Origin of the sequence: Mesorhizobium argentiipisi (SeqCode) (assembly GCF_037179585.1) — a bacterium.
GTDB lineage: Bacteria > Pseudomonadota > Alphaproteobacteria > Rhizobiales > Rhizobiaceae > Mesorhizobium > Mesorhizobium argentiipisi.
Window position 1 is genome coordinate 83043 of sequence record NZ_JAPYKO010000008.1, and the last position, 13642, is coordinate 96684.

Annotated in this window: 12 protein-coding genes and 1 tRNA gene; 11 read left to right on the forward strand and 2 right to left on the reverse strand. The window is 63.4% G+C overall.

All coding sequences use genetic code 11. The features are described 5' to 3' along the window. Positions 1-188: 188 nt before the first annotated feature. Positions 189-1205 (forward strand): D-alanyl-D-alanine carboxypeptidase family protein, encoded by a 1017-nt coding sequence (locus O7A05_RS13795; protein ID WP_415927006.1) that lies wholly within the window; start codon positions 189-191, stop codon positions 1203-1205. Positions 1206-1417: 212 nt separating this feature from the next. Here the strand turns inward: O7A05_RS13795 and O7A05_RS13800 are convergent, their stop codons facing one another. After that, positions 1418-1867: a universal stress protein gene (locus O7A05_RS13800; protein WP_337093638.1), complete on the reverse strand. Its 450-nt coding sequence runs from the start codon at positions 1865-1867 to the stop codon at positions 1418-1420. Between the two features lie 498 nt (positions 1868-2365). Here O7A05_RS13800 and O7A05_RS13805 point away from each other — a divergent pair, with 498 nt between their 5' ends. From O7A05_RS13805 to O7A05_RS13825, 5 genes are all read left to right on the forward strand, one after another. Continuing rightward, complete coding sequence (locus tag O7A05_RS13805) at positions 2366-3301, forward strand: DUF1003 domain-containing protein (RefSeq protein WP_337093639.1); 936 nt, start codon at positions 2366-2368, stop codon at positions 3299-3301. Positions 3302-3525: 224 nt separating this feature from the next. After that, positions 3526-3602: transfer RNA gene (locus O7A05_RS13810), tRNA-Arg, on the forward strand. 447 nt (positions 3603-4049) lie between these two features. Continuing rightward, positions 4050-4523 carry a hypothetical protein gene (locus O7A05_RS13815; protein ID WP_337093640.1) on the forward strand — a complete coding sequence of 158 codons (474 nt, stop codon included), beginning with the start codon at positions 4050-4052 and terminating at the stop codon, positions 4521-4523. 128 nt (positions 4524-4651) lie between these two features. Next, complete coding sequence (locus tag O7A05_RS13820) at positions 4652-5287, forward strand: hypothetical protein (protein WP_337093641.1); 636 nt, start codon at positions 4652-4654, stop codon at positions 5285-5287. Between the two features lie 291 nt (positions 5288-5578). Continuing rightward, positions 5579-6424: a toll/interleukin-1 receptor domain-containing protein gene (locus tag O7A05_RS13825; RefSeq protein ID WP_337093642.1), complete on the forward strand. Its 846-nt coding sequence runs from the start codon at positions 5579-5581 to the stop codon at positions 6422-6424. A 133-nt stretch (positions 6425-6557) separates the two neighbouring features. Here O7A05_RS13825 and mocR read toward each other — a convergent pair whose 3' ends face one another. Beyond that, positions 6558-8030 carry a rhizopine catabolism transcriptional regulator MocR gene (gene mocR / locus O7A05_RS13830; protein WP_337093643.1) on the reverse strand — a complete coding sequence of 491 codons (1473 nt, stop codon included), beginning with the start codon at positions 8028-8030 and terminating at the stop codon, positions 6558-6560. A gap of 652 nt (positions 8031-8682) precedes the next feature. Here mocR and iolE point away from each other — a divergent pair. The 5 genes from iolE (at position 8683) to O7A05_RS13855 (ending at position 13556) form a co-directional block, all read left to right on the forward strand. Next, the gene (gene iolE / locus O7A05_RS13835) at positions 8683-9612 is read left to right on the forward strand and encodes a myo-inosose-2 dehydratase (protein WP_337093644.1); all 930 of its coding nucleotides are present in this window, start codon (positions 8683-8685) and stop codon (positions 9610-9612) included. After that, the gene (locus tag O7A05_RS13840) at positions 9602-10483 is read left to right on the forward strand and encodes a polysaccharide deacetylase family protein (RefSeq protein WP_337093645.1); all 882 of its coding nucleotides are present in this window, start codon (positions 9602-9604) and stop codon (positions 10481-10483) included. Before iolE ends, O7A05_RS13840 begins: the two co-directional genes overlap by 11 nt. A 56-nt stretch (positions 10484-10539) precedes the next feature. Further along, a complete protein-coding gene (locus O7A05_RS13845; RefSeq protein WP_337093646.1) occupies positions 10540-11520 on the forward strand; it encodes a rhizopine catabolism ABC transporter substrate-binding protein in 981 nt (326 codons plus the stop codon). A gap of 99 nt (positions 11521-11619) precedes the next feature. Then, positions 11620-12738, forward strand: a complete 1119-nt coding sequence (locus O7A05_RS13850) for an ABC transporter permease (protein WP_415927007.1) — start codon at positions 11620-11622, stop codon at positions 12736-12738. Further along, positions 12738-13556 (forward strand): ATP-binding cassette domain-containing protein, encoded by an 819-nt coding sequence (locus tag O7A05_RS13855; protein ID WP_337093648.1) that lies wholly within the window; start codon positions 12738-12740, stop codon positions 13554-13556. The genes O7A05_RS13850 and O7A05_RS13855 overlap by 1 nt, the downstream gene beginning before the upstream one ends. Positions 13557-13642 lie beyond the last annotated feature (86 nt).

Consider the following 13642-nt stretch of genomic DNA (forward strand, 5'->3'; position numbering starts at 1 on the left):
CCGCAAGGGGGGAGATTGGCAGCGTCGCCGCCAGCGCGAACCCCCGAAAACCTGGGCAAATGCCTTGCTATCGCCGTTAACCAGTTGGACGCGGCACATGCGTTACGTTAGCTTCGCCGCAACTCAGCAACAGCTTTAGAATCGTCTTGCCCCGTCCCTTTCCTTTCCTCCAGAAACTCATCGCCGCGATGGCCCTGCTCCTGCTGGTGGCCGGCTGCACCACGGCCGCGCCGCCTGAAAGCGTGCTTGCCGTGCCGGCGAAGCCGCAGAAATATGCGGCGATCGTGGTCGACGCCTTGACCGGCAAGACCTTGTTCGAGGTCAATTCCACGGCGCAGCGCTATCCCGCCTCGCTGACCAAGATGATGACGCTCTACATGCTGTTCGAGGCGCTGGAGAGCGGCCGCGTCACCAAACAGACGCAGATCCCGGTTTCCGACCACGCCGCCTCGCAGCCGCCGACAACGCTGCGTTTCCGCCGCGGCGAGACGATCGACGTCGATTCCGCCATCCGCGCCATGGTGGTGAAGTCGGCGAACGACGTGGCGGTGGCGGTGGGCGAATATCTGGGCGGCGGCTCAGAGGACCAGTTCGCCGCCATGATGACCGCCAAGGCGCGCTCGCTCGGCATGACCGGCACCAATTTCCGCAATGCCTGCGGCCTGCCCGACGATGGCCAGGTGACGACGGCGCGCGACATGGCGGTACTGGGCATGGCGCTGGAAAAGCGCTTCCCGCAGCACTTCCACTATTTCTCCGAAAGCGACTTCATGTTCCGCGGCCGGCTGGTGCGCGGCCACAACGACATGCTGGGGCGCGTGCGCGGGGTCGACGGCATCAAGACCGGCTATATCCGTGCCTCCGGCTACAACATCGTCACCTCCTACAATGCCGATGGGCGGCATCTGATCGTGGTGGTGATGGGCGCCGACAGCGCGCGCCAGCGCAACAACCATGTCGAGGCGCTGATCCAGCGAAGCCTGGGGCCGACGATAGCCGATGCCGGCCAGCCCAGGCTGATGTATTCCGGGCAGCAGCCGGCTTCGCCGCCGCCTGGCTTGCAGCCGCCGGACTCGGCATTGCCCGGCCTGTCGATGCCGAATCAGGCGACGCCTGCATCGACGCTGCCGGGCCAGCCGGCGTCGGATCTGCCGTTGCCGGATCTGGCGTCGCCTAGTTCACCGCTGCTGCTGCCGGCGCAGTAGAGCGGCGCCTTTCGACTTCGTCATGTATGGACGGCCCCTTTTGGCAAGTGGCAAAATGGCGACGACGGCCCGGGGTCTGTCGAGATTCAGGTCAGGCCGCGCCGAGAATGATGGTTTCCGAGAACCGGAGCGGAGCGTATTTTAAGTACGTGAGCACCGGAAGCGCAGGAAACCATCGTTCGCAGGCCGGCCTCACCTGAATATCGGCGGACTTACCGAACTACCAGCACCGGGATCTGCGTCAGCGACACCACCTCCGCCGTCTGGCTGCCGAGCACAAGGCGCCCCAGCCCGCGGCGGCCGTGCGAGGCCATGACGATGAGGTCGCAGGCCTCAGCGGCAGCCACCTCGAGGATCGCCTCGGCGGGCGTGCGGTTCTCGATGTGCAGGGTCTTCGCACCGATGCCCTTCGCATCCGCCTCGGCCTTGCATTTGTCGAGCATCTCGCGGGCATATTTGCGCGCGTTTTCCTGGTAATTGGTGAGCTCGTCGGCGGCGACATAGCCGGCCATGGCGCCGCCCCAGGCCAGCGTCGGGAACGGCTCGGAGACGGTGACGAAGATGGCGGTGGCGCCGAGCCCTTTGGCCAGCTCAAGCCCGTGGGCGACGCCCTTTTGGGCGAGTTCCGAACCGTCGGTAGCAATCAGGATTGTCTTGTACATGGTGGCGATCCCTCTTTTGCGGGGCGCTGCGCGCGGCCCAGGTGGCGGGAGCCTGAACGGTCAGGCCTGATCTCGATATAGTCAGCCTGTCAGGCCCGCCACAGGGGCGAGCTTGATCTCACTCAAGGCCAGGGGGCGGAGACGATTGCTCCAGGGGTGGTGAGAAATTGCCGACGGCGCTCTCCTCTCCGTCTCGGCTTCGCCGAGCCACCTCTCCCCCGCCTCCGGCCGGGGCGAGGAACCTAGGATTGCGAAGGCCGCGCCCTTGACGGTTGGCGTTTCCTCGCCCCCATGAAACGGGGGAGAGGTGGATCGGGCGAAGCCCGAGACGGAGAGCGGGCTGCGCCGCCACGTGCGATTGCAGCGCGAAGGTCGGCGGAGAAAGCAACGCCCACCCCATCACAAGAACTTGTTCCGTCACACACTTTTCACACTGACCATGGATATGCCGCCGGCTTGGCGTATCGTATCGCAAAGCCTCGAACAGGAGCACCGAGCATGGCAGGCGACCCGAAGGCATCCGCGCAGCCCGACGACGAGAACGACATCGCCGGCGAGTATCTCGAGGCGGAAACCGTGCCGGAGGATGCGCAAGCAGCCGCCGACGAGATCCTGGAAGCGCCAGAAGTGCCGGATTCCGAGCCGCACGCCGAACCGCATGTTCCCGGCGCCGCCAGGGTCAAGCCGAAGAAAAAGCCCTCGGCTATATCGGGGCGCAAATTCCGCAAGCGCGACCTGGTGCGCATCGACGACCTCAGGCCCAGCCTCGCCGACCGCATCCGCTCCGACCATCCCGACCTGCCGCGCGGCGCCCGCATCAGCCGCGAGGAGCTCGGCCGCTACCGCATGCGCTACATGGAGGAATTGCTGCAGCAGGAGCATGGCGAATTCTCCGAGCTCGACCGCCAGGTGGTGGAATCGATCGCAAGGCAGGACACGATCTCGGAAAACTCGGAAGAGGAATTCGAAGAGCACCGCTCCTTCGCCGACCGCGTCTCCGACGGCATGGCCGAGTTCGGCGGCAGCTGGTGGTTCCTGATCTCGTTCGCGGCGGTGCTGTTGATCTGGATCGGCCTCAACCTCGTCCAGGGCGAATCCAAGGCCTTCGACCCCTATCCGTTCATCCTGCTCAACCTTCTGCTCTCCTGTATCGCCGCCATCCAGGCGCCGGTGATCATGATGAGCCAGAAGCGCCAGGAAGCCAAAGACCGACTGCGCTCCTTCAACGACTACCGGGTGAACCTCAAGGCCGAGCTGGAAGTGCGCCACCTGCACGAAAAGCTCGATTACCTGATCTCGCGCCAATGGCAGCGCCTGGCCGAAATGCAGCAGATGCAGCTGGATGCCATGCATGAGCTGGCAAGTGCGAAGAAGCAGAAGCACACCGCGCGGGCGGTGCGGCGGAAGACGGCGAAGGTCGAGGCAGAAGGTTAGGCCACCGGAGCTTCGGTTCCTCGCCCCCGCCAGAGCGGGGGGGAGGTGGCTCGGCGAAGCCGAGACGGAGAGGGGGAGCGCCCTATCCGGCAGCCTATCAGTCGGACAATCACCCAACAGGCCGGCGCACAATCGCCAATTGCCCGTTGAAGCCCGCAGCGGCTTCCGCTAAGAAGCCGTGGCTGGCCGGCTCATCGGCTGGTTCGTTTTCCGGGTCCCGGGAAGCACCCGTAGCTCAGCTGGATAGAGCGCTGCCCTCCGAAGGCAGAGGTCACAAGTTCGAATCTTGTCGGGTGCGCCACGTTTGTCCTAGCGCATTGAAAAGCCAAAAGGTATAAGGTTCAGGGCCTTAGATAGAGCCGCCTTGTACACAAAGAGGCCCCACAAAGGCGGTTCACCATGGCGGCTTTGAGCTACATGCAGCGGCGCACTTCCGGCATCTATTAGTTTCGCAAGCGGCTCCCGCAGGAGCTTGCCGCCAAGCCCGTGCCTCCTCACCTGAGGGCCAAACTGTCCGAGTTGCTCAACCCCGCCACCGGTCTCTTCAAGCGGGAGCTTACAGTCTCCCTTAAGACTGCGGACTACCGGCAGGCTAAACGCAATTTGTGAAGCTCCCAAGTTGCATCTGCATCTGGCAGACTGCCATTACGATTGCGTAAAGTGAAAGACCATGCGACCAATCCTTTCCGAATTGCGGGGGGTCGTTGCTTTGGTCTCTCAAGACCTTCTGGCTATGGTCGACACTTTCATGGCCGAGACGAAGACTATAGTTGGCGCTGACGGGCCATACAATTGGCGTCCGGGCTACAGCGCTCACGAACGCGCGACGGATTTCCCGCTTCAGGTCGAAGGTGAGCAGCGGGGCGCAAAGCTTTTGATAGTTGGGTTCCCTAGGGCGAAAGAGCTGAAGTTCAGGCTCAGCATCTGTTTCAACGCGGCGATTTGCCGACTTGACTATACGGACGAATATCACCCTAACTCGCTTCACGCGCCGGCAGGGTTGCCTCCCTTCGTACAAGGTCCGCACTACCATTCATGGCCGCTCAATAGACAGTTCTTTCGTGGCACGCTGACGCCTCCCGACCTTCACCTTGCCGAACCATTCACCAATCCGGCCAGAACATTTGATGCCATCTTGCGTTGGTTCTGCGCTGATACGAAAATTGTCGGATTGCCGCCCGATCATCTAATCGAGCTGCCAAAGTCGGATCTACTGATATGAGTTGGACACCTTCGAGCGCATTGGAAATGGCGGAGTATTTGGCCAATTCCCTTCCGGCTACGCGAGAGACATCGGAGGGTTTGGTTGTAACCACCCACTGTATGTACCCGTCAAATGGGCTTGTGCGAGTGCTAGTGCGCACCGGGCGGGAAACCGTAGTCGTATCCGACGAGGGCGAGGCTTTAGGGCAGGTGCTGGCCGCAGGCATCGAAGTGGACGCTGCTGACAGGCTCGTTAGGCACATTGTGCAAGAGCAAGGATTGCTCATTCAAGGCGGGGTCATTCGCACACCGGGGATGCCAATCCAGTCCGCGCCGCTGGGCGTGCTGCTTGTAGCCAATACGGCGCGGGATGTGGCCCATTGGTTGTACGATCACAAAAAGGTCAAGCGCGGACGGGATTTCAGGAAAATGTTGGCTGACTATTTGCAAGCAGCATTTACCAAGCAAGTGGCACAAACCGAGATCATCGGAATGAGCACGAAGCAACACAAGTTTGCCAACGTTGTGAGCTTTGCCAATGGCCGCAAGCTAATCATCGACGCTGTTGCGAAAGACCCATCCTCAATCAACGCCCGTGTTGTTGCCAACCTTGATGTGAAAGCGAGACATGATCCGACGCTAATCCAGCGGATTATTTATGATGACGCTGAAAGCTGGTCAGCATCAGACCTCAATCTACTTCAAGTCGGAGCCGATGTAGTGCCATTCTCGGAAGCGAAGACGGTCATCCAACGTCTCGCCCAGAAAGAGCTGGCGGCGTAAAAAGAGGCCTAGCGGGTTCAGTCCCATTGGGGGGAAGGTCTGTTCCGCCCTTTCGTGAAATAGGCGGCGGCGGCTTCACGTTGCGCCCAGAGGCCAAGCCCAGAGGCCCCTTGGCGGCCTGTTGAGACGCGGAGGTATGGATTGACGTACTTACTGCGGAACTCGAAAGTCTGGCTACCCAGCTTTGCGCATGACGGGTCCCATCTGCCCCCCCCCGGGGGGAGGTGCCCCAGTGCTCTCGTAACATGACCTCTCAAATTCCCGACCCGAAATTTTAGACTGAGACTGCGAATGGCTACCGTCAAGGAATACTTCTTCAAAGACGCCCACGCTCTCACCCAGCACGCCGAGTTCCCGATCTCGGATCGCGACGGGAAGGAGTTAATGAAGGTCATCTCCAGGGTTCACCTCAACTTCGAGGCCAATGCTTTCTACGTGTCGTTCTACATCCCGGCTCGCAGCGGGGTCGAATGGCCCGAACTGTTGTGCCTGAATTCGCTCAGGGAACTCTTCGAATGGAAACGCAATCTGCATGTCACCATGCGGCTGTCCAACTTGCAGGAGGCGACCTCCGACGATCTGCGCTTCACGGGGCGCATATTCCTGTATTCAGAGGAGCCTGTACCGGACCACCTCAAGGAACAGATTTGGCGAGAAGGGAAGCAGCAAGGCCACTTCATCGAATTCCGGAGCGTCGAATACATGGAAGCTCGCAACCGCAATGAGAAGCCTCTTGCGTTCATTTCACATGACAGCCGCGACAAAGAGGAGATCGCTCAGAAGCTGGCGTTGGCATTGAGCAGCCGCATGTGCCCCGTATGGTACGACGAGTACAGCCTCAAGGTTGGCGATAGCCTCAGGGAGAGCATTGAGAAGGGGCTCAAGCAATGTAGGAAATGCATCTTCATTTTGACCCCCAACTTCCTCGCCAACGGCGGGTGGGCGAAAACCGAATACCAGTCGATCTTCACCCGTGAGTTGGTTGAGCAACAGAAGGTCATCCTTCCCGTTTGGGCGGGGGTTACGTCCAAAGACATCTACCAGTATTCGCCTATCCTAGCCGACCGCGTGGCTGCCCAATGGTCGGATGGCCTTGACGCTGTCGCGACAAAGCTGATGGCTGCTATTGGCGCCTAGCCCCTTCCCCAGAACCCGCAGCGGTGGTACACAAGCGCTACATGGCTGCTTAGAAAGCCTTTTCTTTTCAAGCGCTTTGGCGACTTTGCGGCGTTTCTTGTGCGCCAAGCACTACAGGGGACGCAGCAGCCCCTCACCCCAGCACCTCCCTTATCGCCGCCGCCAACCGCTCCACCCCATCCCTTGTCTGCGCCGCGTCACACGCCGCATAGCCCAGCACCAGCCCTTGGGTCGGCGCGGTGTTCTGGAAATATTTCGACAGCGGCGAGACGTTGATCGCCTTTTTTGCTGCGGCCTGGCTGACCTTGATGTCGTCGATGCCATCCTTGAGATAGCCCACCACCTGGATGCCGGCTTCGGCGGGGGACAGCGTGATCTCATCGCGCAGGCGCTCGGTCACGATCTCGCGAAAAAGCTGGCGGCGCTGGGCGTAAATGCGGCGCATGCGCTTCAGATGCCGGCTCATATGGCCTTCGGTGATGAAGTCGGCCAAGGCGGCCTGCAGCAGCAGCGGCGCGAACTGGCCGGTGGTGGAGAGCGCGTTGACGATGCGGCCGGCAAGCTCCGGCGGAAGCACCATGAAGCCGAGGCGCAGCGCCGGGAACAGCAGCTTGGCGAAGGTGCCGACATAGATGACGCGGCCGGAGCGGTCCATGCTCTGGATCGCCGGCACGGGGCGGCCTTGAAAGCGGTATTCGCCGTCGAAATCATCCTCGATCACCCAGGCATTCGCGGTCTCGGCGATATCGAGCAGGCGCAACCGCTCCTCCATGCGCATGGTGATGCCGAGCGGATGCTGGCAGGCCGGCGTCACATAGATGAGACGGGGCGAGAAGTTTGGAGCATCGAGCCGCCAGCCGCGCTCCTGGTCGACGGGGATGGGCAGGATCCTGGCGCCGGCCACGGTGAAGGCGGCCTTGGCGCCGTAATAGCCGGGCTCCTCCATCCACACCGTGTCGCCGGGGTCGAGCAAAAGGCGAGCGAGAAGATCGAAGGCGGCCTGCGCGCCGGTGGTGATGACGATCTGCTCGGGACGACAGCGCACGCCGCGCGCGGAATAGAGATAGCCGGCGATCGCTTCCTTGAGCGCTGGATGGCCGGTGACGTCATAGGTGCCGAACAGCGTCTCGCCGCCATGGCTGGCGCGGCGCGCGACCAGCCGGCCCCAGACGCCGAAGGGAAAGCTCTGCGCATCCGGCATGCCGGGGTGGAAGGCGACATGCCCCGGCCGGCCGTGATGATAGGGCTGGCTGAGCAGCTGCTGGCCGCGCAGCGAGGGCTGGCGCAGCGGCACGGGCGGCTCCTCGGCCGCTGACTCGCGCGGGCCTTCGGGCAGGTCGACGATGACCGGGCGGGCGCCCTGGCGATTGGCGAGATAGCCTTCGGTGACGAGCTGGTCGTAGGCGGCGACGATGGTGTTGCGGCCAAGGCCGAGCTCGGCGGCCAGAGCGCGGGTGGACGGGAGCTCCGAGCCGGGGGGAAGCCCGCGGCTGCGGATGATGGCGACGAGGCCGTGATAGAGCTGGCGCGAAAGATGCTCGGGGCTCGAGCGGTTCACGGCCAGCATGTCGAGGGGGAAGGCTTGGGGCTTGGGGTGGGAGCGCATCGGTTATGCCCTGGCGTTGGAGGGGAGGTGCGGGTGACGATGCGCTTTTGACTCGTGGCAGGGAATAATCGCGTAGGGCGCTCCCCCTCTCCGTCTCGGCTTCGCCGAGCCACCTCTCCCCCACTTTGTGGGGGAGAGGAACCCAAACTTGCAAAGGCCGAGCTCCCGCCCACCCCCCTCTGGCCTGCCGGCCATCTCCCCCGCAAGGGAGGAGATCAGATGTCGCCGTCGCCTTCGCCAATCGCAAACGTTGCTGGAGAGGTGCCGCCGGCGAAGCTGCCAATCTCCCCCCTTGCGGGGGAGATGTCCGGTAGGACAGAGGGGGGTGCCTCGCGCCGACGGTAGACGCTTAGTTCCATAGTGCTGCGTGGATGCTCTTGGATTTCCCATCTCCCATCCTGCCACACCCACCCCCCAACACAAACTGGTTCCTTCATTTTCCGGAAAACTGGCCCTCGTGATGGAGACAGAGCGGCGTAGACTTCGCTCAATGACGTTGGGGTAAGACGTCGACAAACATGTGAGGCGCGGCGCTGGGAGGGCGTCGTGCCGAACGAACGGCAGGGTTTCGCCCCGCCGCCGGCAACCGCAGCATCTCCTCCCGAGACAGGACACCCCGCAGCCATCATGGCTGCGGGGCGGAAAGCGAGCAATGACGACAGTTCGACTTGGCATCAACCCGATCACCTGGACCAATGACGACGTGCCGGAACTGGGTGGCGACACGCCGCTCGAGACCTGCCTCAGCGAGACGGCGGAGGCCGGCTATGCCGGCACCGAGCTTGGCGGCAAGTTTCCGCGCGACAGCCGCGCGCTTCGGCCGATCCTCGACCATTACGGGCTGGCGCTGGTCTCCGGCTGGTATGACGGGCGCATCTGCGAGAAGGAGGTGGATGAGGAATTCGAGGCCATCCGGCCGCATCTGACGCTGCTTCGCGATCTCGGCGCGAGACGCGTCGTCTATGCCGATACTTCGCGCGGCCGGCATGGCGCGATCCACGATCCGATCTCGCAGCGGCCGAAGCTGATGGACGAGGAGTGGAAGGCCTATGGCGCGAAGATCACCCGGCTCGCGGAGCGGTTTTCCGATTTCGGCGTCGGCATGGCCTTCCACCATCACATGGGCACGATCGTCGAGACCGACGCGGAAATCGACAGGCTGATGCACACCACCGGCGAGGCGGTCGGCCTGCTCTACGACACCGGGCACTGCGCCTTTTCGGGCGGCGACCCGGAGCAATTGCTGCGCCGGCATGTCGAGCGCGTGGTGCATGTCCATTGCAAGGACGTGCGCCCGGCCATCCTGAAGAAGGCGCGCGAGGCCGACATGAGCTTCATGGGCGCGGTGATGGAAGGCATCTTCACCGTGCCGGGCGACGGCGCGATCGACTATCCGACGCTCTTAAAAATCCTCGCCGACCAGGGCTATTCCGGCTGGCTGGTGGTGGAAGCCGAGCAGGACCCGACCAAGGCGCATCCCTTGACCTATGCCACGATGGGCTATCGCAATCTGAAGAAACTGGCGCAAGGCGCGGGCTTCTACGTGCATGAGCGCGCCAAGGAGGTCCGCCATGCCGGCTGAACGCAAGGTCGTCATCAACATCGACGATGTCGGCATGTGCCATGGCGCCAATGTCGCCTATCTGAAGCTGAAGCGCGCCGGCGCGGTCGACAGCGGCTCGGTGATGGTGCCCTGCCCGTGGTTCCTGGAGATCGCCGAGGCGGGTGCCGCAGACCCCTCGCTCAATCTGGGCGTCCACATCACGCTGACCTCTGAGAAGAAATACTATCGCTGGCGGCCGCTGACCAAGGCAAGCCAGGCGTCCGGCATCGTCGATGGCGACGGCTATCTGTTCCGCTCCGTGCCGGAATTGCGCGCCAAGGGCGAGCCGGAAGCGGTGGAGGCGGAGATGCGGGCGCAGATCGACGCGGCCAAGGCCGCCGGGCTGTCGCTCACGCATATGGACGGCCACATGGGCGCGGTGTTCTCGCCGGAATTCGTCGAGCGCTATGCGGCGGTCGGCATCGACTACGGCCTGCCGACGCTGTTCCCCAAAAGCATTTCCGTCTACGGGCCGATCCACAATCTGGGCAAGCTGGACGACAGCATCTATGCCGCGCCGGGCAAGCGCCTGGAGCAGGCCGGCGAGACGCTGGCAAGCGCTGTGCTGGAAACGCCATGGCACCGCAACCAGCCGGCCCGGGCGCGCTATGAGGGTTTGTTCAACCAGATCAGCGAAGGGCTCAACTTCCTTTGCCTGCACGCCAATGCGCCCGGCGAGATCGAGGTGATCGAGCCCGACTCGGCGCAGATCCGCATCGACGAATTCGAACTGCTTCCAGACCCGGACTTCATGGCCTTCGTGGAGGGCCTGTCCATCCGCCGCGGCTCGCTCCGGGATTTCCGGGCCGCGTCGGCAAGGGCAGGCCTGGAGGCGACGAGAACGGCCTGACCGGGAGGGTCGAGGCCAGGACTTTGGGAACACAACAACAACTGAGGAGAACCACCATGAGTGCCTTATTCTCGATCCGAAACCTGCTTGGCGCAGCGGCGCTCTCGCTCGCCTTTGCCGGCGCCAGCATCCTGCCTGCGCCGGCCCAGGTGAAGAAGGAGAGCGATGTGCGCATCGTCTTCGTCACCCACGGCCAGGCCAACGACGTCTATTGGAGCGTGGTGAAGAACGGCATGCAGGCCGCCGCCAAGCAGCTCGGCGTCAAGGCCGAGTACCAGGCGCCGGAAACCTTCGACGTGGTGCGCATGGCGCGCATGATCGAGGCGGCGACCGCGTCGAAGCCCGACGGGTTGGTCGTCTCCATTCCCGACATGGACGCGCTGAAGGCGCCGGTGGAAGCGGCCAAGGCGGCGGGCATTCCGGTGATTGTGATCGACAGCGGCGAGGAAGCGGTGGAGCCTTGGGGGCTCGACCTCTTCGTCGGCGGCGGCTCGGAATATGACAATGGCGTCAAGGCCGGCGAGATCATGGCCAAGGCCGGCGTCAAGAAGGGCGTCTGCATCAACCACGAGGTCGGCAATGTCAGCCTCGACAAGCGCTGCGAGGGCTATAATGACGGGCTGAAGAAGAGCGGCGGCTCCTCCGACGTGGTCGCGGCCACCATGGATCCGACCGACGTGACGCGCCGCGTCGAAGGCTATGTCAGCGCGCATCCGGACGTCACCGGCGTGCTGACGCTCGGCCCGACCGTCGCGGCGCCCCTGCTCAAGATGTTCGAGGACGCCGGCACGATCGGCAATTACAAGATCGGCACGTTCGACCTGTCGCCCGAGATCCTCGATGCGGTGGCCAAGGGCACCATGATGTTCGGCATCGACAACCAGCAATATATGATGGGCTACTATCCGGTCGTCTTCCTGACAAACAAGGCGATGTACAAGACCTTCCCGACAGCCGCCGTGCGCACCGGTCCCTCCTTCATCATGAAGGATGATGCGGCCGCCGTGCGCGATCTCAGCAAGGGCGGCATCCGCTGATGCTATAATGGCCCGCCGGCGAAAGCGCCGGCTGGGCCATTGTCGGACGCCGAGCCCGCCGCTGCGGATCTGCCTGGGGTGCCCTGGACGCTTATTGGGATGACGATCGTGACTGATGCACTGAATCCGGCTCATCCGCCCGAGCCGAAGCCCGTTTCGCGACGTCTGGTGCGCCTGATGCGGCGGCCGGAGCTTGGCGCCATCACCGGCACCATCATCGTCTTCCTCGCCTTCGGCATCACGGCCGGCAATAGCGGCCTGTTCTCGATGGCTGGCATCGCCAATTTCCTGCAGGTGTCGGCGCAGCTCGGCATCCTTGCCGCGGCCGTCGCGCTGTTGATGATCGGCGGCGAGTTCGATCTTTCCCTCGGCTCGATGATCGGCTTTGCCAGCGTCACCATCGGGCTCTGCGTCACCCAGTTCGGGCTTTCGATCCCCGTGGCGGTGGCGATCGCCTTCGTCATCGCAATCATTGTCGGCGCTTTGAACGGCATCCTCGTGGTGCGCACAAGGCTGCCCTCCTTCATCGTCACTCTGGCGGGCCTCTTCATCCTGCGGGGGCTGACGCTCGCCATCACGCGCACCGTCACCGGGCGCACGCAGATCCCCTATATCACCGACGGCCAGGAAGGCAGCTTCGTCGTCTGGCTCTTCGGCGGAAAGTTCGGCGCGCCGGTCTTCGCCTGGCTCGCCGCGCATGGCGTGATCGCCGCGCGCCCCGACGGCTCGCCGATGGTGCAGGGCCTGTCCATGTCAATCCTGTGGTGGGTTGCGGTGACCGCCTTCGCCACCTGGCTGCTGATCAAGACGCGCTTCGGCAACTGGGTGTTCGCCGTCGGCGGCGACGACCGCGCGGCGCGTAATGTCGGGGTGCCGGTCGACCGGGTGAAGATCCTGCTCTTCATCGGCACGGCGCTGTCGGCGACGCTCTTCGCCGTCATCCAGGTGCTCGAAGCCGGCTCGGCCGACACGCTGCGCGGCACGCAGAAGGAATTCCAGGCGATCATCGCGGCGGTGATCGGCGGCTGCCTGCTTACTGGCGGCTACGGCTCGGCGATCGGCGCCATGTTCGGCGCGCTGATCTTCGGCACGGTCGAGATGGGCATCTTCTACACCGGCATCGACACCGACTGGTTCCAGGTGTTCCTCGGCTCGATGCTTTTGATCGCCGTGCTGGTCAACAATTACGTGCGCCGCAAGGCGACGGAGGCACGCTGATGACTGACGCCGTTCCGCTGATCGAACTGCGCAACGTCACTCGCCGCTTCGGCTCGGTGACGGCGCTGCGCGACATGTCTTTCGCCGCGCATGCCGGCGAGGTGCACTGCCTGCTCGGCGACAACGGCGCCGGCAAGTCGACGCTGATCAAGACGCTGTCGGGCGTGCACACGCCGAGCGAAGGCCAGATGTATGTCGACGGCAAGCCGGTGACGTTCAGTTCCCCCAGGCAGGCGCTCGACGCCGGCATCGCCACGGTCTTCCAGGACCTGTCGATGATCCCGCTGATGAGCATCACCCGCAACTTCTTCCTCGGCCGCGAGCCGGTGAAGGGCTGGGGCCCCGCCAGACGTATCGACATGAAGGCGGCCGATGCCATCGTCTATGACGAGCTCGGCAAGATCGGCATCAATGTGCGCGATCCGCAGCAGGCGGTGGGCACGCTTTCGGGCGGCGAGCGGCAATGCGTGGCGATCGCGCGTGCTGTCTATCACGGCGCGCGAGTGCTGATCCTGGACGAGCCGACCTCGGCGCTCGGCGTGCACCAGGCCTCGATCGTGCTGCGCTATGTGGCGCAGGCGAGAGCGCGCGGGCTCGCCGTCATCTTCATCACCCACAATATCCATCACGCCTATCCGATTGGCGACGTCTTCACCATGCTCAACCGCGGCCGCTCGCTCGGCACCTTCCGCAAGGGCGACATCAGCGAGAAGGAGGTGCTGGACATGATGGCCGGCGGCCGCGAGATCCGCGAATTGCAGCAGGAACTGGAGCGCTTCACCAAGCCGGGTTCCGGCGCGGAAGCGGCAGCCCACTAGAGCATGATTCCGAAAAGTGGGAACCGGTTTTCGGAAAAGATCATGCTCCAACAAAGAGTTAGAGCAGGATGACGATTCAATGAAAT

Bases quoted from the DNA above. Each gene is read 5' to 3' on its own strand.
- mocR (WP_337093643.1), bottom strand. From the start codon at position 8,030: ATGCGCTCCCACCCCAAGCCCCAAGCCTTCCCCCTCGACATGCTGGCC.
- O7A05_RS13855 (WP_337093648.1), top strand. From the start codon at position 12,738: ATGACTGACGCCGTTCCGCTGATCGAACTGCGCAACGTCACTCGCCGC.
- O7A05_RS13815 (WP_337093640.1), top strand. From the start codon at position 4,050: ATGGCCGAGACGAAGACTATAGTTGGCGCTGACGGGCCATACAATTGG.
- O7A05_RS13800 (WP_337093638.1), bottom strand. From the start codon at position 1,867: ATGTACAAGACAATCCTGATTGCTACCGACGGTTCGGAACTCGCCCAA.
- O7A05_RS13850 (WP_415927007.1), top strand. From the start codon at position 11,620: ATGACGATCGTGACTGATGCACTGAATCCGGCTCATCCGCCCGAGCCG.
- iolE (WP_337093644.1), top strand. From the start codon at position 8,683: ATGACGACAGTTCGACTTGGCATCAACCCGATCACCTGGACCAATGAC.
- O7A05_RS13795 (WP_415927006.1), top strand. From the start codon at position 189: ATGGCCCTGCTCCTGCTGGTGGCCGGCTGCACCACGGCCGCGCCGCCT.
- O7A05_RS13825 (WP_337093642.1), top strand. From the start codon at position 5,579: ATGGCTACCGTCAAGGAATACTTCTTCAAAGACGCCCACGCTCTCACC.
- O7A05_RS13805 (WP_337093639.1), top strand. From the start codon at position 2,366: ATGGCAGGCGACCCGAAGGCATCCGCGCAGCCCGACGACGAGAACGAC.
- O7A05_RS13845 (WP_337093646.1), top strand. From the start codon at position 10,540: ATGAGTGCCTTATTCTCGATCCGAAACCTGCTTGGCGCAGCGGCGCTC.
- O7A05_RS13840 (WP_337093645.1), top strand. From the start codon at position 9,602: ATGCCGGCTGAACGCAAGGTCGTCATCAACATCGACGATGTCGGCATG.